This window comes from Pseudomonas sp. SWI7 (assembly GCF_006351945.1).
GTDB classification, from domain to species: Bacteria; Pseudomonadota; Gammaproteobacteria; order Pseudomonadales; family Pseudomonadaceae; genus Aquipseudomonas; species Aquipseudomonas fulva.
Genome location: NZ_CP040930.1, coordinates 4,703,990 through 4,727,553 on the forward strand (window position 1 = coordinate 4,703,990; position 23,564 = coordinate 4,727,553).

The 23,564-nt window shown below is 61.9% G+C and carries 24 protein-coding genes and 1 tRNA gene; 19 read left to right on the top strand and 6 right to left on the bottom strand.

Features of this window, described 5'->3' with window-relative positions:
* Nucleotides 1-781: 781 nt before the first annotated feature.
* Nucleotides 782-1,885, bottom strand: a complete 1,104-nt coding sequence (gene mnmH, locus FH041_RS21535) for a tRNA 2-selenouridine(34) synthase MnmH (protein ID WP_088523102.1) — start codon at nucleotides 1,883-1,885, stop codon at nucleotides 782-784.
* On the bottom strand, nucleotides 1,885-2,919 hold the full coding sequence (gene selD / locus FH041_RS21540; RefSeq protein ID WP_027913658.1) for a selenide, water dikinase SelD: 1,035 nt from the start codon (nucleotides 2,917-2,919) through the stop codon (nucleotides 1,885-1,887). The genes mnmH and selD overlap by 1 nt, the downstream gene beginning before the upstream one ends.
* A 196-nt stretch (nucleotides 2,920-3,115) precedes the next feature.
* On the opposite strand from selD, the gene FH041_RS21545 reads away from it, so the two are divergent.
* Genes FH041_RS21545 through phnE form a run of 4 tightly spaced genes read left to right on the top strand, consistent with a single transcriptional unit; the run spans nucleotide 3,116 to nucleotide 6,373 of the window.
* Nucleotides 3,116-3,970 (top strand): putative selenate ABC transporter substrate-binding protein, encoded by an 855-nt coding sequence (locus tag FH041_RS21545; protein WP_027913659.1) that lies wholly within the window; start codon nucleotides 3,116-3,118, stop codon nucleotides 3,968-3,970.
* 8 nt (nucleotides 3,971-3,978) lie between these two features.
* The gene (locus FH041_RS21550; protein WP_177438160.1) at nucleotides 3,979-4,788 is read left to right on the top strand and encodes a phosphonate ABC transporter ATP-binding protein; all 810 of its coding nucleotides are present in this window, start codon (nucleotides 3,979-3,981) and stop codon (nucleotides 4,786-4,788) included.
* A complete protein-coding gene (locus FH041_RS21555) occupies nucleotides 4,782-5,609 on the top strand; it encodes an ABC transporter permease (RefSeq protein ID WP_140175055.1) in 828 nt (275 codons plus the stop codon). Before FH041_RS21550 ends, FH041_RS21555 begins: the two co-directional genes overlap by 7 nt.
* Complete coding sequence (gene phnE / locus FH041_RS21560; protein ID WP_027913662.1) at nucleotides 5,606-6,373, top strand: phosphonate ABC transporter, permease protein PhnE; 768 nt, start codon at nucleotides 5,606-5,608, stop codon at nucleotides 6,371-6,373. Before FH041_RS21555 ends, phnE begins: the two co-directional genes overlap by 4 nt.
* Before the next feature lie 33 nt (nucleotides 6,374-6,406).
* On the opposite strand, the gene FH041_RS21565 is transcribed toward phnE, so the two are convergent.
* Entirely contained in the window at nucleotides 6,407-7,300 is an 894-nt protein-coding gene (locus FH041_RS21565; RefSeq protein WP_088523099.1) for a bestrophin family protein, read from the bottom strand.
* Nucleotides 7,301-7,545: 245 nt separating this feature from the next.
* Between FH041_RS21565 and FH041_RS21570 the strand changes: the two genes are divergently transcribed.
* A complete protein-coding gene (locus tag FH041_RS21570) occupies nucleotides 7,546-8,601 on the top strand; it encodes a diguanylate cyclase (protein WP_027913664.1) in 1,056 nt (351 codons plus the stop codon).
* On the opposite strand, the gene FH041_RS21575 is transcribed toward FH041_RS21570, so the two are convergent.
* Entirely contained in the window at nucleotides 8,602-9,249 is a 648-nt protein-coding gene (locus FH041_RS21575; RefSeq protein WP_027913665.1) for a trypsin-like peptidase domain-containing protein, read from the bottom strand.
* Between the two features lie 280 nt (nucleotides 9,250-9,529).
* Nucleotides 9,530-9,614, bottom strand: a tRNA-Leu gene (locus FH041_RS21580).
* A gap of 105 nt (nucleotides 9,615-9,719) precedes the next feature.
* Between FH041_RS21580 and queA the strand changes: the two genes are divergently transcribed.
* From queA to FH041_RS21610, 6 genes are all read left to right on the top strand, one after another.
* The gene (gene queA / locus FH041_RS21585; protein ID WP_027913679.1) at nucleotides 9,720-10,769 is read left to right on the top strand and encodes a tRNA preQ1(34) S-adenosylmethionine ribosyltransferase-isomerase QueA; all 1,050 of its coding nucleotides are present in this window, start codon (nucleotides 9,720-9,722) and stop codon (nucleotides 10,767-10,769) included.
* 14 nt (nucleotides 10,770-10,783) lie between these two features.
* Nucleotides 10,784-11,899 carry a tRNA guanosine(34) transglycosylase Tgt gene (gene tgt, locus FH041_RS21590; RefSeq protein ID WP_161780411.1) on the top strand — a complete coding sequence of 372 codons (1,116 nt, stop codon included), beginning with the start codon at nucleotides 10,784-10,786 and terminating at the stop codon, nucleotides 11,897-11,899.
* Between the two features lie 44 nt (nucleotides 11,900-11,943).
* On the top strand, nucleotides 11,944-12,279 hold the full coding sequence (gene yajC / locus FH041_RS21595; protein ID WP_023533309.1) for a preprotein translocase subunit YajC: 336 nt from the start codon (nucleotides 11,944-11,946) through the stop codon (nucleotides 12,277-12,279).
* 64 nt (nucleotides 12,280-12,343) lie between these two features.
* Nucleotides 12,344-14,206, top strand: coding sequence for a protein translocase subunit SecD (gene secD, locus FH041_RS21600; RefSeq protein WP_028687027.1), 1,863 nt, complete (start codon nucleotides 12,344-12,346; stop codon nucleotides 14,204-14,206).
* 10 nt (nucleotides 14,207-14,216) lie between these two features.
* The gene (secF, locus tag FH041_RS21605) at nucleotides 14,217-15,125 is read left to right on the top strand and encodes a protein translocase subunit SecF (protein WP_027913682.1); all 909 of its coding nucleotides are present in this window, start codon (nucleotides 14,217-14,219) and stop codon (nucleotides 15,123-15,125) included.
* 118 nt (nucleotides 15,126-15,243) lie between these two features.
* Nucleotides 15,244-15,786 carry a glycine zipper 2TM domain-containing protein gene (locus tag FH041_RS21610; protein WP_028687028.1) on the top strand — a complete coding sequence of 181 codons (543 nt, stop codon included), beginning with the start codon at nucleotides 15,244-15,246 and terminating at the stop codon, nucleotides 15,784-15,786.
* A gap of 103 nt (nucleotides 15,787-15,889) precedes the next feature.
* Here FH041_RS21610 and suhB read toward each other — a convergent pair whose 3' ends face one another.
* Nucleotides 15,890-16,708 carry an inositol-phosphate phosphatase gene (suhB, locus tag FH041_RS21615; protein WP_023533392.1) on the bottom strand — a complete coding sequence of 273 codons (819 nt, stop codon included), beginning with the start codon at nucleotides 16,706-16,708 and terminating at the stop codon, nucleotides 15,890-15,892.
* A gap of 150 nt (nucleotides 16,709-16,858) precedes the next feature.
* Here suhB and trmJ point away from each other — a divergent pair, with 150 nt between their 5' ends.
* From trmJ to hscA, 8 genes are all read left to right on the top strand, one after another.
* The gene (gene trmJ / locus FH041_RS21620) at nucleotides 16,859-17,614 is read left to right on the top strand and encodes a tRNA (cytosine(32)/uridine(32)-2'-O)-methyltransferase TrmJ (RefSeq protein ID WP_027913684.1); all 756 of its coding nucleotides are present in this window, start codon (nucleotides 16,859-16,861) and stop codon (nucleotides 17,612-17,614) included.
* A 3-nt stretch (nucleotides 17,615-17,617) separates the two neighbouring features.
* A complete protein-coding gene (gene cysE, locus FH041_RS21625; protein WP_023533458.1) occupies nucleotides 17,618-18,403 on the top strand; it encodes a serine O-acetyltransferase in 786 nt (261 codons plus the stop codon).
* Between the two features lie 182 nt (nucleotides 18,404-18,585).
* Nucleotides 18,586-19,077 (top strand): Fe-S cluster assembly transcriptional regulator IscR, encoded by a 492-nt coding sequence (iscR, locus tag FH041_RS21630; protein ID WP_023533322.1) that lies wholly within the window; start codon nucleotides 18,586-18,588, stop codon nucleotides 19,075-19,077.
* Between the two features lie 45 nt (nucleotides 19,078-19,122).
* Complete coding sequence (locus FH041_RS21635; RefSeq protein ID WP_027913686.1) at nucleotides 19,123-20,337, top strand: IscS subfamily cysteine desulfurase; 1,215 nt, start codon at nucleotides 19,123-19,125, stop codon at nucleotides 20,335-20,337.
* Between the two features lie 46 nt (nucleotides 20,338-20,383).
* Nucleotides 20,384-20,770, top strand: a complete 387-nt coding sequence (gene iscU, locus FH041_RS21640) for a Fe-S cluster assembly scaffold IscU (protein WP_003248539.1) — start codon at nucleotides 20,384-20,386, stop codon at nucleotides 20,768-20,770.
* A 29-nt stretch (nucleotides 20,771-20,799) separates the two neighbouring features.
* Entirely contained in the window at nucleotides 20,800-21,123 is a 324-nt protein-coding gene (gene iscA, locus FH041_RS21645) for an iron-sulfur cluster assembly protein IscA (RefSeq protein WP_023533425.1), read from the top strand.
* An 8-nt stretch (nucleotides 21,124-21,131) separates the two neighbouring features.
* Nucleotides 21,132-21,653: a co-chaperone HscB gene (gene hscB / locus FH041_RS21650; RefSeq protein WP_027913687.1), complete on the top strand. Its 522-nt coding sequence runs from the start codon at nucleotides 21,132-21,134 to the stop codon at nucleotides 21,651-21,653.
* 42 nt (nucleotides 21,654-21,695) lie between these two features.
* Entirely contained in the window at nucleotides 21,696-23,561 is a 1,866-nt protein-coding gene (gene hscA, locus FH041_RS21655) for a Fe-S protein assembly chaperone HscA (protein WP_027913688.1), read from the top strand.
* Nucleotides 23,562-23,564: the final 3 nt, after the last annotated feature.

The following is a 23,564-nucleotide window of genomic DNA, read 5'->3' on the forward strand; positions in this document are numbered from 1 at the left end:
GAGGCCGAGCGCAGGGCTTGCGGAGGGAGGTGACAGGCATGGATGCCTGTCAAGCGCTGGGCCCCAGGATGGGGCCTGCAGCGCGGTCCTCCCGTGAGCAAGCCCGGAGCGAGGGGACCCCGGAGCGCAGCGTAGGGGCCGGATGATAGGAGCAGGCGGTTTTTGCTTACTTTTTGCCAAGACAAAAAGTGAGCCGCCGTAAGGGCGGAAGGGTGACTGTGCGCCACCCGCGCCAATGGATACCAACTTGCTGTATGCGCCCACGCTTTGAACTTTGAACTTTGAACTTTGAACTTTGAGCTTTGGTTGCATTGGTGTGGGTATTGAAAGAGAGCATAGTCCATTTGCGATGGGGACGCTTAATCACCTTTTCGCCCTTACGGCGAGTCACTTTTTGTCAAACGCGACAAAAAGTAACCAAAAAACGCTGCGCTCCATTCATACGGCCCCTACGCTGCGCTTCGGGGTTCCCTCACTCCGGTCTTGCTCCCGGGAGGACCGCGCTGTAGGCCCCATCCTGGGGCCCAGCGCTTGACAGGCATCCATGCCTGTCACCTCCCTCCGCAAGACCTGCGTTCGGCCTTCTGAAGTCGCGAAGATCAAAAGCAAGATCAAGATCAAGATCAAGATCAAGATCAAGGTCAAGGTCAAGATCAAGGTCAAGGTCAAGGTCAAGGTCAAGGTCAAGATCAAGATCAAGATCGAGGTCAAGATCAAGATCAAAGGCCAGAGTCGAGTAAGAGCGAGAGCTGGCAGCTGCCTGGCAGCCCCGGCTCAGACCCTACTTGCGCCGCGCGCGTTGCGCCAGATACTCCCGCACCTGCACAGCATCCCCAACAAACTCGATCCGCTCGGCCTTCGCCTCACGCTGATAGGCATACATCGGGTCGTAGTACTCGTTGAGCAGCCCCTCGATCCAACCTCGGTGCAGGTCCACACAGCCACTGCGCAATTGCTCTTCCAAAGCCTGCTCCAGCAGCGCCGTGAGCCGCTGATGGCGCTCTCCGCCCAGGCGCTTGCGGATGTTGGCCATGCTCTGCAGCATGCGCTGCGCGAACAAGTGCGGCCCGGCTTGCTCGCCATGCAGGGCGATGAACTCGGCACTGAGGTCGATGACATAGTCGCGCAGGATGCGCTCGACCCGGCCATCGAAACTGTCCTCCAGCCACACCAGCGGGTAATGCTGCATGCCCTGGTACAAAGACAAAGGCACCGTGCAACTGCCAACGATGCGCCCTTCATCCTCCAACACGAATTGGCCGATACCCTGCGCGCGCTTTTTCAGCACATCGATGGCCAGCTGGTTCTCGAAGTCGATCTGGGCCGGTTGCCCGGTGGCGCGTTTGCCAAAGCTCGAACCGCGATGATTGGCATGGCCTTCAAGGTCCAGCACGTTGCCCAGCTGCTGCAACACGTCGGTCTTGCCAGTCCCGGTCAAGCCGCCAACCAGTACGAAATCACACTCGCTGACGGCCTGCTCCGTGGTTTCCAGCAAGTAGTTGCGCATCGCCTTGTAGCCCCCGCTGATACGCGGGTAGCGAATACCGGCTTCATCGCGCAACCATCCCTGGACGATCTGTGAACGCAGGCCACCACGAAAGCAATACAGATAGCCTTCCGGGTGAGCCTGGGTGAAGGCCACCCACGCCTCCAGACGGGCCTGCTTGGTGGCGCCGCCCACCAGTTGATGACCCAAGGCGATGGCGGCAGCCTGGCCCTGCTGCTTGTAGCAGGTGCCCACCTTCTGCCGTTCCAGATCGTTCATCAGGGGCAGGTTGATCACGCCGGGGAAGGCGCCCTTGGCAAACTCGACGGGCGCGCGCATGTCCATCATCGGCACATCGTCGAGGAACAACTGACGGAAATCGGTGCAGTCTGGCCGCATCAGGCGACCTCGACTGCGTGGCTCTGTCGCTCTGCCAGATAGCCGATAGGCGACAGCTGCAAGCCCAGGTCGGCGGCTGCCGCGAGAAATGCGTCTTCACCCTCCGGGGTCACGGCCACAAGCAGCCCGCCGCTGGTCTGCGGATCACACAGCAAGTGCTTCTGATCGTCACTGAGCGCGCCGATCTTGTGCCCGTAGCTCTCGAAGTTGCGCAGCGTACCCCCCGGAATGCAGCCGGCCGCGAGGTAGTGCTCGACACTCGGCAGGCGGGGCACCTTGGCGTAGTCCAGGTGTGCGGTCAGGCCGCTGCCTTCTGCAAGCTCAACCAGATGGCCGAGCAGGCCAAACCCGGTGACGTCCGTCATGGCCTTGACCCCGTCGAGCTTGCCAAATCGGCTGCCCGGCGTGTTCAGGGTGCACATCCAGTCGCGCGCCACGCCTCGATCCTGCTCGCGCAGCACGGCTTTCTTCTCGGCAGTGGTGAGGATGCCGATGCCGAGCGGCTTGGTCAGATACAGGCGGCAGCCCGCCGTGGCGGTGTCGTTGCGCTTGAGATGGCGCTTGCTGACCACGCCGGTTACCGCCAGGCCGAAAATCGGCTCGGGGGCGTCGATGGAATGACCACCAGCAAGCGGGATGCCGGCTTCGGCGCAGACAGCCCGGCCACCGCGGATTACCTCACGAGCAACCTCGGGTGCCAGGACGTTGACCGGCCAGCCCAGGATGGCGATGGCCATCAGTGGATCGCCGCCCATGGCGTAGATATCGCTGATGGCATTGGTTGCCGCGATGCGGCCGAAATCGTAGGGGTCATCGACGATGGGCATGAAGAAGTCGGTGGTCGACACCACCCCGCGCTCCTCGTCCAGGGCATACACGGCGGCATCGTCGCGCGACGCATTGCCGACCCAGAGTTTCGGGTCCAGGGCCTGGGCACCGCTTTCGGCCAGGATGACGTCCAGCACCTTGGGGGATATCTTGCAGCCACAGCCGGCACCGTGGCTGTACTGGGTCAGGCGAATCGGCTCGCTCATGTGTACCTCGGCAGGTCAATTTATCGCCCGATTGTAGCAAAGCTGGTCATTGGGCCTGCGGCTCTTATAATCGTTGGGTCAATGACTTGCATCGAGCTGCAACCTGCACGTCGGCAAGGCAGCCCACATGCGCCGCCTGCTACTGCGCGCAGCCTCGAATTCGCCCCCATTCCCCGCTATTGAACCGGAGAAACCCATGCTCAAACGTCCTATGGCGCTCGCCGCCAGCCTGGTGCTGTCCTGCTGTGCCCTGGCCGTCCAGGCGGCAGAGACACTGCGTGTCAGCGCCATTCCTGACGAGGCGCCCACCGAACTGCAACGCAAGTTCAAACCCCTGGGCGAATACTTGTCCAAACAGTTGGGCATGCAGGTGAAGTTCGTGCCGGTGGCTGACTATCCGGCCGTGGTCGAATCGCTGGCCTCCGATCGGCTGGACCTGGCGTGGCTGGGCGGATTTACGTTCGTGCAGGTGCACCTGAAGGATCCAACGGCCACGCCGCTGGTGCAACGCGAGCAGGACGCCCAGTTCACCTCCAAGTTCATCACTGCCGACCCTGCGGTGAAAAGCCTTGCGGACCTCAAGGGCAAGTCCTTCGCCTTCGGGTCCGTTTCTTCCACGTCCGGTAGCCTGATGCCACGCTACTTCATGCTCAAGCAGGACAACATCAAGCCTGAAGGGTACTTCAGCCGCGTCGCCTATTCCGGTGCCCATGACGCCACCGTGGCCTGGGTGCAGGCTGGCAAGGTCGATGCCGGTGTGCTCAACGCCAGCGTCTGGCAGAAGCTGGTGGACGCCGGCAAGGTCGATACCGCCAAGGTGCGCGTGTTTGCCACGACCCCGACCTATTTCGACTACAACTGGACGGTGCGTGGCAACATGGACCCGGCCCTCAAGGAGAAGATCAAACAGGCCTTCTTGAACCTCGACCCTGCCGACCCAGAGCAAAAAGCCATTCTCGACCTGCAGGCGGCCAGCCGCTTCATCGAAACCAAACCGGAAAACTACGCGGGCACCGAGCAGGCCGCCCGCGAGGCCGGCTTGCTCAAGTGACGTCTGCCGTGCCTTCTGAGGCAGTCATCGCGCTGCAAGGTGCAAGCTTGCGGCATGGTGCGGTGCGCGCCGTGGAGGGCGTGACCTTGCGCATCGCGCAGGCTGAGCGCGTCGCCATCATCGGCCCATCGGGGGCCGGCAAGTCCAGCTTGCTGCACCTGATGGCCACGGCGACCAGGCCTAGCAGCGGTCGTCTGGAGATGCTCGGGCAGCAGCCATGGGCGTTGTCGACAGGGGCCCGGCAGCGCCTGCGGGCCCAGGTAGGCCTGGTTCACCAGGCGCCGCCGCTGCCGCCGCGCCAGCGGGTGGTCACTGCGGTGCTCGCGGGCCGCCTGGGCCAGTGGGGGCTTGGTCGCAGTCTGCTCAACCTGCTGTATCCCTGCGATGTGCCTGGTGCGCGCCAGGCCCTGGCCGAACTGGGTCTTGCAGACAAGCTGTTCGTGCAGTGCGGTCAACTGTCGGGTGGCCAGCTTCAGCGAGTAGGTATTGCGCGGGTGCTTTATCAGCAACCCCGTATCGTGCTTGCCGACGAGCCAGTGTCGGCGATGGACCCGGTATTGGCCGATCACAGCCTGGCGTTGCTCAACCGGCATGCCCAGGCCACTGGTGTGGCGTTGGTGGCCAGCCTGCACGCGGTCGATTTGGCATTGGCCCACTTTCCCCGGGTGATCGGCATTCGCGAAGGGCGCGTGCTGTTCGACTGCCCGGCCCAGGCGGTGACCGACGAGCTGCTGCAGGCGCTGTATGCCAACGAGCAGTTGGTGGCTGGACGTGGTGTTGATGCTACAAGCCCCCACGTGCAGTTGCCCAGATGCTGAGCGCCAGTCGCCGTGATCCGGCAATGGTGCCGAGGGTACTGATCGGGTTGCTGGCCATCGCGGTCCTGTGGCCGGGTATCCAATTGAGCGAGCTCAATCCGGCCGTGCTGTTGCAGGCCGAAAACCGCGAGCAGATGGCACGTTTCACAGGGGCATTCTGGCCACCGGCACATGAACGCGACTTTCTCGAGCTATTGCTGGAGGCCACGCTACAGACCTTGGCTGTGGCCACCGCTGGCATGGTACTCGCCTGGCTGCTGGCCGTGCCGGCGGCGTTGCTGGCCAGCCGCGCCTTGTCCCTGAGCGCTGCCTCACGTGGCGGGCGCCCGGGTGTCTGGTCGCGCCTGGTGCGGCTGCCCGTACGGGGAGTGCTGATCTTCCTGCGCAGCGTGCCTGAAATCGTCTGGGCACTGTTGTTCGTGCGCGCCGTAGGCCTGGGGCCCACGGCTGGCGTGCTGGCAATTGCCATTACCTACAGCGGCATGCTGGGCAAGGTGTATGCGGAAATCTTCGAATCAGTGGACCAACGGCCTGCCCACGCCTTGTTGCAGGCGGGCAGTGGACGGCTGGCTGCCTTTTTCTACGGCATCCTGCCCAATGCCGCCAGCGAAGCGGTGTCCTACACGGTCTATCGGTGGGAATGTGCAGTACGGGCATCGGTGGTGATGGGGTTCGTGGGGGCCGGCGGTCTGGGTCAGCAGATCGACCTGTCCATGCGCATGTTCGCTGGCGCCGAGGTCGCCAGCATGTTGCTGACGTTCCTGGTCTTGGTGATGTTTGCCGATGGGCTCAGCCGGTTATTGCGCTGGAGGCTTGTATGAATCGGCTCATCAACCTGGCCCTGTTGGCCGCGCTGCTGGCAGCCATCGTCGGCTCGTTCGCTTACCTGGGGTTGGATTTCGGTGCCTTGATCGGCAACGGTGGGCTGGCCCAGATGGGCCAGTATGCCGGGCGGTTCCTGGCCCCGGACCTGTCCAGCGAGCATCTGCGAGCCGTGGCGCAGGGCGCGTTGGAGACCCTGGCCATGTCTGGCATCAGCACCTTGCTGGCCGCCATCATGGGCCTGTTGCTGGCGCTGCCGGCGGCAGGCCGCTTCGGCTGGCCGCTGCGGGCGCTGGCCCGGTTGCTGCTCAATGCCCTGCGCGCTATTCCGGAGCTGGTATGGGCCGCGCTGACGGTGCTGGCAGCTGGACTGGGACCAAACGCCGGCACCCTGGCGTTGGCGCTGCACACCGCTGGCGTACTGGGACGGCTGTTTGCCGAAGCGCTGGAAAACGCCTCGCCCGAACCTGCAGCAGCCTTACGCCTGCAAGGCGCGGGGCAGGTAGCAGCCTTCTGCTACGGCACCTTGCCCAACCTGTGGCCGCAATTGCTTGCCTACAGTTTGTACCGTTGGGAAAACAACATACGCATGGCCAGTGTACTGGGCTTCGTCGGTGCCGGAGGCTTGGGACAGCTGCTCTACACCACCTTGAGCCTGTTCCAGGAGGCCCAGGCCAGTACGGTGATCATTGGAATGCTGGCGCTGGTGTTTCTGGTCGATGCGCTCAGTGATGTACTGCGCCAACGTTTCGTAAGGGCCTGATCAGGCCAGCGGCCCTGTGACCGCTGCCCGTTCTCAGGCGCTCACCGCCTCGCCCGATTGCGCGCCACGCTGCATCGATTCCAGGTTGCGCTCGATCGTCTCGCAGATGGTATCCATCTGGATCTGGTGTTCGCTGAAGCGGAACGGGCTCTGCAAGTCGGTCCCGATGCGCTCGATCGCCAGCAGCATGAAGCCAACAACTGTGGAGGCCAGGGGCGTGAACCATTCCAGCGACTCTACCAGGCCGACCGGTACGATCAGGCAGAACAGCGTGATGAATAACCGAGGGAAATACACATAAGGGTAGGGCAGTGGCGTATTGGCGATGCGCTCCATGCCACCTTGTGCATTGGACAAGTCCACCAGGGTGGACTCAAGGCGAGCCAGACGGATGCTGTCCAGCCGGCCCTCCTGATATTCCCTGGCCAGTAACGCGGCGGAACCACTCAAGATGTCATTGGCAAAATTGTTGGAACCGTGGTGACGCTCGAATTCTGCCTCAGGGATAAACGCCACCAGCTCTTGTGGGCATTTTTCCCCCTTCAGGTGTGCGGCCAGGCAATTGATATAGGCGATGTGCCGACGCAGCAGGGTCGCCTTGACCGGATTTAATCCATCGTCATGGTCATCGATCAGCGTCAGCGTCTGACGGGCGAAACTGCGGGAACTGTTGACCAGCGCGCCCCACAGGGTACGGGCCTCCCACCAGCGGTTGTAGGCGCTGCTGTTGCGAAAGCTCACCAGCACGACCAGCGCCGAACCCATCAATGAAAGAGGGATCAGGGGCAGGGTGAACTTGCTGTTGAGAAACAGCATGAAATCAATGGTGACCAGCACGTCCCAGATGAGCAGCCAGAACAGTGACCAACCGATGTAGCCGAAGGTTTTCACGACCAGACGGTATTTGCGGATGATGACGTCTTTCAAATGGCGCACCTTTACGGGTTCAGGACCTTGGATGGGACGCTGAGTCCCGCCGAAGGTTCTGCATGAGGTTGTTGCAACGCGTGTGGGGCTGACAAGTGCTGGCGTGATATCCGAATGGGTGTGTGCATTTCATCCAGACGCGTTTGCCGGCCCGATTTGGATGGTGGCACAATGCCTTGCCTCAGCATGCACATGCTCTGCAGCTGTACCCTGCACCTTCCGCCTTATTTTCTCGGTATCCCGCCATGATCGAGCGCACCGGCACGGGCCTTTCCTTCGCCAAACGCATGTATGCACCACGCGCCATCGGAACCGGCCTCGGCTTTTTTTGTGTATTGATCGGCATTGCGCCATTGCAGCCAGAGTGGTGGGTGTGGGCGCTGTTACTGGCACACGGTTTTGTCTGGCCGCACCTTGCGTTTCAGATAGCCCGGGTTTCTGCCCAGCCCTACAAGACCGAGCAGCGTAACTTGGTGGTCGATGGATTCGCCGGGGGTTGCTGGGCGGGTGCCATGGGGCTCAATCCTTTGCCCAGCGTGATCATCCTGTCGATGATTGCCATGGACAAGATCGCGGCAGGTGGCTGGCCCCTGTTGATCAGAACGGTGATTGCCCAGGGCATCGGCATCGCCTTGGGCCTGTGGCTGTTCGCGCCGCCGCTTTTTCCGGCCACCACGCAGGTGCAGATGCTGGCGTGTCTGCCGATCCTGCTGATCTACCCCATGGCCATTGGCATGATCTGCTATCAGGTGACTGTCCAATTGGGCCAGCATAAACGTGCACTGGCCCGCATGAGCCAGACCGACAGCCTTACGGGCCTGAGCAACCATGGGGCGTGGCAGGAACTGCTGCTGCGCGAATTCGCGCGTTGCCGAGCTAACGCCGGGAGCAGTTGCCTTGCCCTGATCGACGTGGACCACTTCAAACAGGTCAATGATCGTCATGGCCACCAGGTGGGTGACAACATCCTGCGGGTGATCAGTGCCACGCTCTCCTTCCATCTGCGCAAGCACGACCCTGCGGCCCGCTACGGAGGAGACGAATTCTGCGTGATGCTGCCCGATACGACGCCAGGGCAAGCAAGGGATGTGCTGGAGCGGCTGCGCCTGGCCGTGGAGGCGTTCCGCGACCCGGCGCTGCCGCACCTTACCCTGAGCCTGAGTATCGGCATCGCCCCTTATCATGCAGGCATTACCGATGCCCAGGCCTGGCTGCACGCCGCCGATATGGCGTTGTATGCCGCCAAGCGCGCCGGCCGAAATTGCATCGTCCTGGCGCCCCAGGCTTCTGAGCCCGCCTGATCAGGGTTTTGCTGCAACGGCCACGAAGCCCTTGATCGATGTTGGGGCCGCGGGTTTGGACTTGCGCGCCAGCATGTACTGGTAGCGCCGCCATTCCTTGTCGATCTCGCTGAAGGACATGAACACACTGACCCGGTCCTTGCCCACCAGGTCCGGTCGTCTGATGGCATCGATGCCGCTGGTAGGGATGATGGCGATGTTGATCCCTACCACGCTACCGTCATCGGCGAATACCGGGCCGCCAGACATCCCTTTGGTGATCGGCCCGTCGTGCACCGAATAGAACACGCTGCCAGGGGTGCCATCGAGCCGGACCAGTGACGAGAGCGCGTGGCCCTTGCCTTGTACGGGCATCATCAAGCTGTTGTAGCCCACTGCCGTGACCGTTTCTCCAGGCATATATTGTCGCCAGTGCGGTATTTCGCTGGCTTTGTGCTTGAAGAACACCACATCGCCTAGTCCTTCGTGGACCACGTTGCGCAGGAAAGGCGTGTGTTTGGCGGTGACGGCATAATCTGCGTTCCACTGGATGGCGCTTGCCATCAGCAGCATGGGCAGCGGTGCCCCGGACGTCACCACGAAAGCTTGACTGTAGACCGGGTCTGAAACGTAGGACGTTGGCACTCCATTGCACCCACTTAGCAGCATCATTGCCGCCATACAGGGCGCGGTTGTTTTCATTGGTCACACGAGGGGGGAGGGGATTGAGAGGAGCCGCACTATGGCTAAATGCCATCAGCTAGGCAATACGTTCGGCTTTTATCCGACGAAGTGAGGGTAGGCGGCGGGTATGGCCACTGGCCAATAGCATTGCTGCATGGTCAGTCACCAGCAAATCAATGGGCTGGCGCCAAGCAAATGTGCTGCACTGAATGGTTTTTTCGGCGCAAAAAAAAAGCCGACCATTTAAGGTCGGCTTTTTCGGATTTGGTGCCCCGAGGGAGACTCGAACTCCCACTCCTTTCGAAAACGGATTTTGAATCCGCCGCGTCTACCAATTCCGCCATCAGGGCGTGGCGCGCAGTATAGAGAGGTGCCGTCGGTCGGTCAATCGTCTTTCATGGTCAATTTTCATTCGTTGGGCTAAACTTCCCGGCCCTGCCGAACCGAACATCATCATGCGCGTTGCCGATTTCTCCTTCGAACTTCCCGATTCCCTGATCGCCCGCCATCCGTTGGCCGAGCGCCATGGCAGCCGCCTGCTGGTGCTCGACGGGCCAAGCGGTGCACGCGAGCACCGGCAATTCCCCGACCTGCTGGGCTATCTGCGCCCGGGTGACCTGATGGTGTTCAACAACACCCGGGTCATTCCGGCGCGGCTGTTCGGTCAGAAAGCCTCCGGCGGCAAGCTCGAAGTGTTGGTCGAGCGTGTGCTCGACAGCCACCGTGTGCTGGCCCATGTGCGGGCGAGCAAGGCGCCCAAGGTAGGGGCGGTCATTTTGGTGGACGGTGGCGGTGAAGCTGAAATGGTTGCGCGCCACGACACCTTGTTCGAGCTGCGTTTCACCGAAGAGGTATTGCCGCTGCTCGACCGCGTCGGCCACATGCCGCTGCCGCCCTACATCGATCGCCCTGACGAAGGTGCGGACCGGGAGCGCTACCAGACGGTCTACGCCGAGAAGGCAGGCGCTGTCGCCGCGCCTACCGCAGGCCTGCATTTCGACGAGGCGCTGCTCGAGCAGATCGCCGCCAAAGGGGTGGAGCGCGCGTTCGTCACCCTGCACGTGGGCGCCGGTACCTTCCAGCCGGTGCGGGTCGACAAGATTGAAGATCACCACATGCATAAAGAGTGGCTCGAAGTGAGCCAGGATGTGGTCGACGCCATCGAGGCCTGCCGTGCCCGCGGCGGGCGCGTGATCGCCGTGGGCACCACCAGTGTGCGCTCGCTCGAAAGCGCCGCCCGCGATGGCCAGCTCAAGCCCTTCAGCGGTGACACCGATATCTTCATCTACCCCGGCCGCCCATTCCACGTGGTCGATGCGCTGGTTACCAACTTCCATCTGCCTGAGTCCACGCTGCTGATGCTGGTCTCGGCCTTCGCCGGTTACCCCGAGACCATGGCTGCCTACGCGGCGGCGGTCGAGCAGGGGTACCGCTTCTTCAGTTACGGTGATGCCATGTTCATCACCCGCAATCCGGCGCCTCGCGGGCCCGAGGAGCAAGCATGAGTCGCACCTGCCGAATGTCCTTCGAACTGCTGGCCACCGACGGCAAGGCCCGTCGTGGCCGCATCACCTTCCCCCGTGGCACGGTCGAAACCCCGGCGTTCATGCCGGTGGGCACCTATGGCACGGTCAAGGGCATGTTGCCCCGTGACATCGAGGCCATTGGTGCCGAGATGATACTGGGCAACACCTTCCACCTGTGGCTGCGCCCAGGTACCGAGGTGATCAAGAAGCACAACGGGCTGCACGACTTCATGCAGTGGAAAGGCCCGATTCTCACCGATTCCGGTGGCTTCCAGGTCTTCAGCCTGGGCGCCATGCGCAAAATCAAGGAAGAAGGCGTGACCTTCGCCTCTCCCGTGGACGGCTCCAAGGTGTTCATGGGCCCGGAAGAATCCATGCAGGTGCAACGTGATCTGGGTTCGGACGTGGTGATGATCTTCGATGAGTGCACCCCGTACCCTGCCGAGCACGACATCGCCCGTACGTCCATGGAGCTGTCGCTGCGCTGGGCCCAGCGCTCGAAGAACGCCCATGCCGACAACACCGCCGCGCTGTTCGGCATCGTTCAGGGCGGCATGTACCAGGACCTGCGCATGCGCTCGCTGGAAGGGCTTGAGAACATCGGCTTCGACGGCCTGGCCATCGGCGGCCTGTCGGTGGGTGAGCCCAAGCACGAGATGATCAAGGTGCTGGACTACTTGCCCGAGCAGATGCCGGCTGACAAACCTCGTTACCTTATGGGGGTAGGCAAACCGGAGGATCTCGTTGAGGGTGTGCGCCGCGGCGTCGATATGTTCGACTGCGTGATGCCTACGCGCAACGCGCGCAACGGCCACCTGTTCGTCGACACCGGGGTGATCAAGATCCGCAACGCGTTCCATCGCCATGATGAATCGCCACTGGATCCGACCTGTGACTGCTACACCTGCAGCAACTTCTCCCGCGCCTATCTGCATCACCTGGACAAGTGTGGCGAAATGCTCAGCAGCATGTTGAATACCATCCATAACTTGCGCCATTACCAGCGTTTGATGGCCGGTTTACGCGAGGCTATTCAACAAGGTAAATTGGCCGCCTTCGTCGACGCCTTCTACGCCAAGCGCGGGCTTGTTGTACCGCCCTTGGACTGACTGTCTGCATCCATTATTAAAATATTCGCATTAGGAGTGCACCCATGAGCTTCTTGATCCCCGCCGCATACGCGGACGCTGCAGCCCCCGCCGCCGGCCCTGCCGGTACTGGCTTCGAGTGGATTTTCCTGGTCGGTTTCCTGGTCATCTTCTACCTGATGATCTGGCGTCCACAGGCCAAACGTGCCAAAGAGCAGAAGAACCTGCTGGGCAACTTGCAGAAAGGTGACGAAGTTGTCACCAACGGTGGCATTGCCGGCAAGATCGTCAAAGTGGCCGATGATTTCGTGGTGCTGGAAGTGTCCGACACTGTCGAGCTGAAGTTCCAGAAGGGCGCCATTGCCGCGACCCTGCCAAAAGGTACGCTCAAGGCTATCTGAGTTACCGGTTTCATTTTTCCAGTCGGGGCGCGCAACGCGCCCCGCGTCTTGAACGGGCGGCGTGATGCTGAACAAATACCCTCTGTGGAAATACGCACTGATCCTGCTGGTACTGGCGATCGGTTTCATTTATTCCGCTCCCAACCTCTACCCGGATGACCCGGCCGTGCAGATCAGCGGTGCCAGCTCGGCGCTGCAGGTCAACCAGGCCGATCTCGATCGCGTCAGCAAGGCGCTGGTCGATGCAAACATCGCAGTCAAAGGCGTGAGCCTGGGTGAGAAGGGCAGTGGCCTGATTCGTCTGACCAATCAGGAAGACCAGCTGCCCGCCAAGGATGTGGTGCGCAAGGCGCTGGGCGATGACTATGTCGTGGCGCTGAACCTGGCACAAACCACCCCGCAGTGGTTGCGCAACCTGGGTGCCAGCCCCATGAAGCTGGGCCTGGACCTGTCCGGTGGCGTGCACTTCCTGCTGGAAGTGGACATGGACAAGGCCATGAGCGCCCGCATGAAAGTCTACGAAGGCGAGGTCAAGACCTTGCTGCGCAAGGAGCGGGTCCGCTACCGCAGCCTGCCGCAGCAGGACGGTGGCATCATGCTCGGCTTTGCTGACAACGCTACGCGCGAACAGGCACGTGCCCTGATCCGCAAGAATTTCAACGATTTCGACCTGACCACCACCGAGCGCAATGACCTCGCCGTGCTGCGTCTGGCGCTGTCTCAGGCGAAAGTGGCCGAGATTCGCGAATACTCGATCAAGCAGAACCTCACCACCGTGCGTAACCGTGTCAACGAGCTGGGTGTCGCCGAGCCGCTGGTGCAGCGCCAGGGCGCCAACCGCATCGTGGTCGAGCTGCCGGGTGTGCAGGACACTGCCGAAGCCAAGCGTATTCTGGGCAAGACGGCCAACCTGGAGTTCCGTTTCGGTGCCGAGCCGGGCGCGTCCAAAGCCACCACCGAAGTGTTCGAGTTCCGTGAAGGGGGGCGTTCGGCGCCCGTCGAGCGTGGCCTGATCATCACCGGTGACCAAGTGACCGACGCCCAGGCCAGCTTCGACGAGCATGGCCGCCCGCAGGTGAACATTCGTCTGGACGGGCATGGCGGCGAACTGATGAGCCGCGCGACGCGCAGCAACGTTGGTCGCAGCATGGCGGTGATCTTCATCGAGCAGAAGCCTGTCACCCGCTACGTGAAGCAGACGGTCGATGGCGTCGAGAAGGACGTTGCGGTCCAGAGCTTCCAGGAAGAGAAGAAGATCATCAGCCTGGCGACCATCCAGTCGCCGCTGGGTAGCCAGTTCCGTATCACCGGGCTGAACGGCCAGGGCGAATCGTCTGAACTGGCCCTGCTCCTGCGTGCCGGCGGCCTGGCTGCACCGATGTACTTCGCTGAAGAACGTACCATCGGCCCAAGCCTGGGTGCCGACAACATCACCAAGGGCATCGACGCCTCGCTGTGGGGTATGCTGTTCGTCTCGCTGTTCATCATTGCGATCTACCGGGCCTTCGGTGTGCTGGCCACTATCGCCCTCGCCGGCAACATGGTGTTGCTGCTGGCGTTGATGTCCTTGCTGGGCGCTACGCTGACATTGCCAGGCATCGCGGGTATCGTGCTCACCATGGGCATGGCGGTGGATGCCAACGTGCTTATCTTCTCTCGAATCCGTGAAGAGCTGGCTGCAGGCATGTCTGTTCAGCGCGCTATTCATGAAGGCTTCAACCGCGCCTATTCGGCCATCGTCGATGCCAACCTGACTACCTTGCTCGTGGGCGGCATCCTGTTTGCCATGGGCACCGGGCCGGTCAAAGGCTTTGCGGTCACCATGTCCCTCGGGATTTTCACGTCGATGTTCACTGCTGTGATGGTCACCCGTGCCCTGGTCAACCTGACCTGTGGCGGGCGTGACATCAAGAAGCTGTGGGTTTGAGGGAGCTGCGATGAAAACCATCAATTTCATGGGTGTACGCAATGTCGCCTTCGGCGTCACCGTACTGCTCACCGTGCTGGCCTTGTTCAGCTGGTGGCAAAAGGGCCTGAACTTTGGCCTGGACTTCACTGGCGGCACGCTGATCGAGCTGACCTACGAGCGCCCGGCCGATCTCAAGGCGGTACGGGCCGAGTTGGTCGACTCGGGTTTCCACGAGGCAGTGGTGCAGAGCTTCGGTGCCACCACCGACCTGCTGGTGCGCATGCCGGGTGATGACCCACAGCTGGGCAACAAGGTCGCCGCAGCCTTGCAGAAGGCCGGCGGTGACAACCCAGCCACCGTCAAGCGTGTCGAGTTCGTCGGCCCGCAGGTGGGTGAAGAGCTGCGTGACCAGGGCGGCATGGGCATGCTCCTGGCGCTGGGTGGCATCCTTATCTACCTGGCGTTCCGCTTCCAGTGGAAATTCGCAGTAGGCGCCATCATCTCGCTGATCCACGACGTGATCGTGACACTGGGCATCTTGTCGTTCTTCCAGATCACCTTCGACCTGACGGTGCTGGCGGCGGTGCTGGCCATCATCGGCTACTCGCTCAATGACACCATCGTCGTGTTCGACCGGGTGCGTGAGAACTTCCGGGTCATGCGCAAGGCGTCCTTGATCGAAAACATCAACGTCTCCACCACCCAGACGTTGCTGCGTACCGTGGCGACTTCGGTGTCTACCTTGCTGGCTATTGCCGCCTTGCTGTTCTTCGGCGGTGACAACCTGTTCGGCTTCTCGCTGGCCCTGTTCATCGGCGTGATGGCCGGTACCTACTCGTCGATCTACATCGCCAACGTGGTGCTGATCTGGCTGAACCTGAACAGCGAAGACCTGATTCCGCCGGCAAAGACCGAGGGCGTGGACGACCGTCCGTGACCGACTGACGCTCCGCTTGGCGGACGAGAGGGCGCGAGTGTTGAACTCGCGCCCTTTTTTTTGCTCCAAGGCAAGGAGAAAGCGGGCCAAGTCCCGTATGTACGATCAGGAGGTTCACGTGAATAAATCAATGCTGGTGGGTGCGGTGCTAGGTGCTGTCGGTGTCACTGCCGGAGGTGCTGTGGCGACCTACAGCTTGGTGAACAAAGGACCTGAATATGCTCAGGTCACCGACGTGCAGCCGATCAAGCAGCAGATCAAGACCCCGCGCGAAGTGTGCAAGGACGTAACCGTCACTCGCCAGGCGCCAGTCAAGGATCAGCATCAGATCGCCGGCACTGTGGTCGGCGCGCTGGCCGGTGGCCTGTTGGGCAACCAGATCGGCGGCGGCACCGGCAAGAAGATCGCGACCGTGGCCGGTGCGGTGGGTGGTGGGTATGCTGGCAACAAGGTGCAGGAGGGCATGCAGCAGCGTGACACCTATACCACGACCCAGACCCGCTGCAACACGGTCAACGACATCAGTGAAAAAGTGGTGGGCTACAACGTCAAGTACACCATTGGCGATCAGGTCGGCCAGGTGAAGATGAACCGTGAGCCAGGCTCTACCATCCCAGTGGACAAGAACGGCAAGCTGATTCTCAGCGACGCCGGTCAGTGATGCTGCTGCCGGCGTTGGCCCTGTGCCGACGCCGGTGATGCAGGGCTGGCAGGCATGAAAAAAGCACCCCGAGGGGTGCTTTTGTTTTCCTGCAATCAAATGCTCAACGCTTCATGCTTTCAGGCAGGTGCGGTTGGATGGCGGTCAGTACCGCCTTGAAGCACTTGATGTTGCCGGCGACGATGTGGCCTTTGTCGAGGAAGTCATGGCCGCCATTGAAGTCGCTCACCAAGCCGCCTGCTTCCTGAATCAGCAGCACGCCTGCGGCCATGTCCCATTCGGACAGGCCCGACTCCCAGAATGCATCGAAACGACCTGCGGCCACATAGGCCAGGTCCAGGCTCGCCGCGCCAGCGCGGCGGATGCCGGCGGTCTGGCCTACCAGGCTGCGGAACATGCCCAGGTAATTGTCCAGGTCGGCCATCTGGTTATCGCGGAAGGGGAAGCCAGTGCCCAGCAGGGCGCCGTCCAGGCTGGTGCGCGAGCTGACGCGCAGGCGGCGGCCGTTCAGTTGAGCGCCACGGCCACGGCTGGCAGTAAACTCTTCCTGGCGAACCGGGTCGACGATCACGGCGTGCTCCAGGCGACCACGGTATTTACAGGCAATGCTGACGGCGAAGTGAGGAATGCCACGCAGGAAGTTGGTGGTGCCGTCCAGCGGGTCGATGACCCACAGGTAATCCTTGCCTTCTTCGCCGGAGCCGGCGTGCAGGCCAGTTTCTTCGCCCAGGATGGAGTGGTTCGGGTAGGCCTTGCGCAGGGCATTGACGATGCTCTGCTCGGCAGCGCGATCGACTTCGGAAACGTAGTCCTTGGCCTCTTTCTCATCGACCTTGATGCTATCCAGGCGTTCGATGGAGCGGAAGATCAGTTCACTGGCGCTGCGAGCGGCGCGCAGGGCGATATTCAGCATAGGCTGCATGGGCGGGTCACCTGGAGATGTTAAAGAAGAAAGCCGAACATTCTAACAGAAAATTGTGGCGGCAGAAGGGCGCATTCGCGTGCGTGGCGTTACGCCTGTCGGTTCTGTAAGATTCCAGGCCCTGATTTCCGCCACTGTGAGCACGAGACCTTGCTGCAGAATATTCGTGTCGTTCTGGTCAACACCAGCCACCCCGGCAACATCGGCGGCGCTGCTCGCGCCATGAAGAACATGGGCCTGTCGCGTCTGGTGCTGGTGCAGCCAAAGCAGTTTCCTGCCGACGAGGCCAGCGCGCGCGCCTCGGGCGCGGACGATGTGCTGGGTAACGCCATCGTCGTCGACAGCTTGGAGCAGGCATTGGTCGGCTGCAATCTGGTGATGGGCACCAGTGCCCGTGAGCGCAGCATTCCATGGCCTCTTATCGGCCCACGTGAATGCGGCGACAAGGCCGTGCAGCATGCCGACGGGGGCGAGCAGATCGCCTTGGTGTTCGGGCGCGAGCATGCCGGGCTGACCAATGAAGAGTTGCAGCGATGTCACTTCCACGTGCACATCCCCTCCAATCCCGACTTCAGTTCGCTGAACCTGGCCGCGGCTGTTCAGGTACTGGCCTATGAAGTGCGCATGGCCAGCCTGGCGAACGACCGCTCGCCTGCCCAGGTTGAGAAGGCTGACGCCGACGCCTTGGCCACGATGGACGAGATGGAGCTGTTCTACGACCATCTGGAAAAAACCCTGGTCGACATTGGTTTCCTTGATCCCGAAAAGCCCAAGCACCTGATGCCGCGTCTTCGCAGGCTTTACGGTCGGGTGGCAGTGGAGCGTACCGAAATGAGCATTTTGCGCGGCATTCTTACCGAGACCCAGAAGGTGGTCCGGGGTGAGCCGCATAAACGGAAGGACTGACAGATGCTGGAACGTCTGCGTGAAGATATTCAAAGTGTGTTCCACCGTGATCCAGCGGCGCGCAACGCGTTCGAAGTGCTGACCTGCTACCCCGGGATGCATGCCATATGGCTGCACCGGTTGGGTAATGCCCTGTGGCGGCGGGACTTCAAGTGGCTGGCGCGGCTGGTGTCCAACTTCGGTCGCTGGCTGACCGGTATCGAGATTCACCCGGGCGCCACGATAGGGCGGCGGTTCTTCATCGACCATGGCATGGGCATCGTCATTGGCGAAACCGCCGAGATTGGTGACGACGTGACGCTCTACCAAGGCGTAACCCTGGGCGGTACCAGCTGGAATAAAGGCAAGCGTCACCCAACGCTGGAGGACGGCGTAGTGGTCGGTGCGGGTGCGAAGGTGCTGGGGCCGTTTACCGTAGGGGCCGGGGCCAAGATCGGTTCCAATGCGGTGGTGACCAAGGCGGTGCCAGCCGGCGCCACGGCTGTTGGCATCCCCGGGCGCATCATCGTCAAGGACGAGCAGGGCGATGTCGAGGCGCGGCGCAAGGCCATGGCCGAGAAGATCGGTTTCGATGCCTATGGGGTCAGTGGCGACATGCCCGACCCGGTCGCCCGTGCCATTGGCCAGATGCTTGACCATCTGCAGGCCGTTGATGAGCGCCTGGAAGGCATGTGCGGTGCGCTGACGCGGATGGGCAGTGACTATTGCGCCAAGGAGCTGCCAGCGCTGCCTGAAGATGACTTCACCGAACAGGCGCAGTTGGCCAAGCGCGACATCCAGCCGCATTGATCCCGCCGCGTCAGGCGCGGGTTCTGGCATGGGGGCATGTGCTATCGCCCCCGTGTCTGCTACAATCGCGGCCGCCTCCCCTCATGCAAACCCGACTAAGGCACTAGGTCTAATAGTTGACTTAAATGCTCGGGAATCGCATACTTGCACACATCCCGTAACTCCCGTGGTACCCAATAGCCATGCGACTGACTACCAAAGGCCGATACGCCGTGACTGCCATGCTCGACCTGGCGTTGCACGCGCAGCATGGGCCGGTGTCTTTGGCCGACATCTCCGAGCGCCAGGGCATATCCCTTTCTTATCTGGAACAGCTGTTCGCCAAGCTGCGCCGCAGCAGCCTGGTTTCCAGCGTTCGCGGCCCCGGTGGCGGTTATCAGCTGTCGCGCGGCATGGAGACCATCCAGGTCGCCCAGGTCATCGATGCGGTCAACGAATCGGTCGATGCCACCCGTTGCCAGGGGCTTGGGGACTGCCATGCCGGTGATACCTGCCTGACCCACCACTTGTGGTGCGACCTCAGTCAGCAGATTCACGAGTTCCTCAGTGGCATCAGTCTGGCCGACCTCGTCATGCGCCGTGAGGTGCAGGAAGTCGCTCAGCGTCAGGACCTGCGCCGCGTCGCTGGTCTGTCTGCCCCGCTGGACAAGATTGAGACGTCCGCCGTCGATTGATCCTTCGGGACGACGAGCGACGCCACCGCCTGATAGGAGAGAAAAATGAAGTTGCCGATCTACCTCGATTACTCCGCGACCACCCCGGTCGACCCACGCGTAGCCCAGAAGATGGCCGAATGCCTGACGGCTGACGGTAACTTCGGTAACCCGGCTTCGCGCTCCCACGTCTTTGGCTGGAAAGCCGAAGAAGCGGTCGAGAACGGTCGCCGTCAGGTCGCCGAGCTGATCAATGCCGACCCGCGCGAAATCGTCTGGACCAGCGGTGCCACCGAGTCCGACAACCTGGCCCTGAAGGGTGTTGCGCACTTCTATCAGACCAAGGGCAAGCACATCATCACCTCCAAGATCGAGCACAAGGCGGTCCTCGATACCGCTCGCCAGCTGGAGCGTGAGGGGTTCGAAGTCACCTACCTGGAACCGGGCGAAGACGGCATCGTCACCCCGGCCATGGTCGAGGCGGTCCTGCGTGACGACACCATCCTGGTCTCGCTGATGCACGTGAACAACGAAGTCGGCTCGATCAACGACATTGCCGCCATCGGTGAACTGACCCGTTCGCGCGGCGTGCTGTTCCACGTCGATGCCGCCCAGTCTGCCGGCAAGGTCGAAATCGATCTGCAGCAGCTCAAGGTCGATCTGATGTCGTTCTCCGCGCACAAGGTTTATGGCCCCAAAGGGATCGGCGCGCTGTATGTCAGCCGCAAGCCGCGGGTACGCCTCGAGGCAGCCATGCACGGCGGTGGTCACGAACGCGGCATGCGTTCGGGTACGCTGCCGACGCACCAGATTGTCGGCATGGGCGAAGCATTCGCCATTGCCAAGCAGGACATGGCGGCTGAAAACGCACGCATCAAAGCCTTGAGCGACCGCTTCTTCAAGCAGGTATCCAGCCTCGAAGAACTGTACGTCAACGGTAGCCTGACTGCTCGCGTGCCGCACAACCTGAACCTGAGCTTCAACTACGTCGAGGGCGAATCGCTGCTGATGTCGCTCAAGGACATCGCCGTCTCGTCCGGTTCGGCTTGCACCTCCGCCTCGCTCGAGCCGTCCTACGTGCTGCGTGCACTGGGCCGTAACGACGAGCTGGCGCACAGCTCCATCCGCTTCTCCTTCGGCCGCTTCACCACCGAGGAAGAGGTTGATTACGCCGCGCAGAAAGTCTGCGAGGCCGTGAACAAGCTGCGTGAACTGTCCCCACTTTGGGACATGTACAAAGACGGCGTCGACATCTCCAAGATCGAGTGGGCCGCCCACTAAGCAGTCGCCGGCAAGAGCGGCTCCCTGATGAGGAAGGAATTGCACCATGGCATACAGTGAAAAGGTCATCGACCACTACGAAAACCCGCGCAACGTCGGCAAGATGAATGCCGAGGATCCGGATGTCGGTACCGGCATGGTCGGCGCACCGGCCTGTGGCGACGTGATGCGCCTGCAGATCAAGGTCAACGAGCAGGGCGTGATCGAAGACGCCAAGTTCAAGACCTACGGCTGCGGTTCGGCCATCGCGTCCAGCTCCCTGGCCACCGAGTGGATGAAGGGCAAGACCCTGGACGAAGCCGAGACCATCAAGAACACCCAGCTGGCCGAAGAACTGGCATTGCCGCCGGTCAAGATCCACTGCTCGGTACTCGCCGAAGATGCCATCAAGGCCGCTGTTCGCGATTACAAGCAGAAGAAAGGCTTGATCTAACGTCGCCTGTTGCAAGGTAAGGAGTTCTCATGGCTATCAGCATGACAGAAGCCGCCGCCAATCATGTGCGGCGTTCCCTGGAAGGGCGGGGCAAGGGTGAAGGCATTCGCCTTGGCGTACGCACCACCGGTTGCTCGGGCCTGGCCTACGTGCTGGAGTTCGTGGACGAGCTGGCGGGCGAGGACCAGGTGTTCGAGAACCATGGCGTCAAGGTGATCATCGATCCCAAGAGCCTGGTTTATCTTGACGGCACCGAGCTGGACTTCGTCAAGGAAGGGTTGAACGAAGGGTTCAAGTTCAACAACCCCAACGTGCGCGGTGAGTGTGGCTGCGGCGAAAGCTTCAACGTCTGAGGCCGACCGTGGGTACTCCTTGTCATTTTGCACTGTTCGACCTGCAGCCGAGTTTTCGACTGGACCTTGAGATGCTGGCCACTCGCTATCGCGAGCTGGCCCGCGAAGTCCATCCTGATCGTTTTGCCGATGCCTCCGAGCGCGAGCAACGCTCTGCGCTGGAGAAATCCGCTGCCCTCAACGACGCCTACCAGACGCTGCGCAGTGCACCACGCCGTGCGCGCTACCTGTTGGCGATCGGTGGCCACGAAGTGCCGCAGGAGGTCACGGTCCATGACCCGGATTTCCTCCTGCAGCAGATGCAGTGGCGTGAGGAGCTCGAAGACCTCCAGGACGAAGCCGACCTCGATGGCGTGGCCGTGTTCAAGAAGCGCCTGAAGGCTGCTCAAGACACGCTCAACGAGGATTTCGCCGCCTGCTGGGATGTTGCCGATGCGCGTGAGCAGGCCGAACGCCTGATGCGCCGAATGCAATTCCTCGACAAGCTCGCCCAAGAAGTGCGCCAACTGGAAGAGCGCCTCGACGATTAACCCGGTGCTACCCGTGATGGCACCTAAGGTATTCAGATAAGCATGGCCCTATTGCAGATTGCCGAACCCGGTCAAACGCCCCAGCCCCATGAGCGCCGCCTGGCGGTAGGGATCGACCTGGGCACCACCAATTCCCTGGTCGCTGCATTGCGCAGCGGCGTGAGCGAGCCCCTGCCCGATGCGCAAGGTAATGTGATTCTGCCTTCGGCGGTGCGTTACCTCGAAGCTGGCGGCAGCGAAGTCGGGCAGGCAGCGCGTGACGCTGCCTCCAGCGATCCGCTGAACACCGTGCTGTCGGTCAAGCGCCTGATGGGTCGCGGCCTGGCCGACGTCAAGCAGTTGGGCCAGCAATTGCCCTACCGCTTCGTCGGTGGCGAATCGCACATGCCTTTCATCGATACGGTGCAAGGGCCCAAGAGCCCGGTGCAGGTCTCGGCGGACATCCTCAAGGTGCTGCGTGAGCGCGCCGAGGCGACATTGGGCGGTGAACTGGTCGGTGCGGTGATCACCGTTCCGGCCTATTTCGATGACGCCCAGCGCCAGGCCACAAAAGATGCTGCACGCCTGGCTGGCCTGAACGTCCTGCGTCTGCTCAACGAGCCTACGGCCGCCGCCGTGGCCTATGGCCTTGACCAGAACGCCGAGGGCGTAGTCGCCATCTACGACCTGGGTGGCGGTACCTTCGACATTTCCATCCTGCGCCTGACAGCGGGCGTGTTCGAAGTGCTGGCCACCGGCGGCGATACCGCCCTGGGTGGCGATGACTTCGATCACGCCATTGCAGGCTGGATCATCGAGCAGGCTGGCTTGTCCTCCGACCTCGACCCGGCTACCCAGCGCGCGCTGTTACAGACGGCTTGCGCCGCCAAGGAAGCGTTGACCGATGCCGAGGTGGTGGGCGTCACGCATGGTGCCTGGCAGGGTGAGCTCACCCGTGCCGGTTTCGATGCGATGATCGAGCCGCTGGTGGCCCGCAGCCTCAAGGCCTGCCGCCGTGCCGTACGTGACAGTGGCGTCGAGCTCGATGAAGTCAGCGCCGTGGTCATGGTCGGCGGTTCCACGCGCGTGCCCCGTGTTCGCGATGCCGTCGGTACCCTGTTCGGTCGTAGCCCGCTGACTTCCATCGACCCCGATCAGGTCGTGGCCATCGGCGCCGCCATTCAGGCCGATACCCTGGCCGGCAACCGTCGCGAAGGCGGCGAGCTGTTGCTGCTTGATGTGATCCCGCTGTCACTGGGCCTGGAGACCATGGGCGGGCTCATGGAGAAAGTGATCCCGCGCAATACCACCATCCCGGTGGCGCGCGCCCAGGAGTTCACGACTTATAAAGACGGCCAGTCGGCCATGATGATCCATGTGCTGCAGGGCGAGCGCGAACTGATCAGCGACTGCCGGTCACTGGCGCGCTTCGAACTGCGCGGCATTCCGGCCATGGTGGCAGGGGCAGCGAAAATTCGCGTCACCTTCCAGGTCGATGCCGACGGGCTGCTCAGCGTCGCCGCCCGGGAACTCGCATCAGGCGTGGAAGCCAGCATTCAGGTCAAGCCGTCCTACGGCCTGACCGATGGCGAAATCGCGCGCATGCTCAAGGACTCCTTCGAGCATGCTGGTACCGACAAGCAGGCCCGTCAGTTGCGTGAGCACCAAGTGGACGCCGAACGGCTGCTCGAAGCGGTACAGGGCGCCCTGGACGCCGACGGTCAGCGCTTGCTCAGTGAAGAAGAGCGCCAGGCCATTGAATTCCAGATGCAAGAACTACGTGATTTGCTGGCGGGCACCGATGGCGCTGCCATCGAGCAACAGACCAAGCGTCTGTCGCACGTGACCGACGCATTTGCCGCCCGACGCCTTGATTCGACGGTCAAAGCCGCACTGGCCGGGCGCAACCTGAATGAGATCGAGGAGTAATCG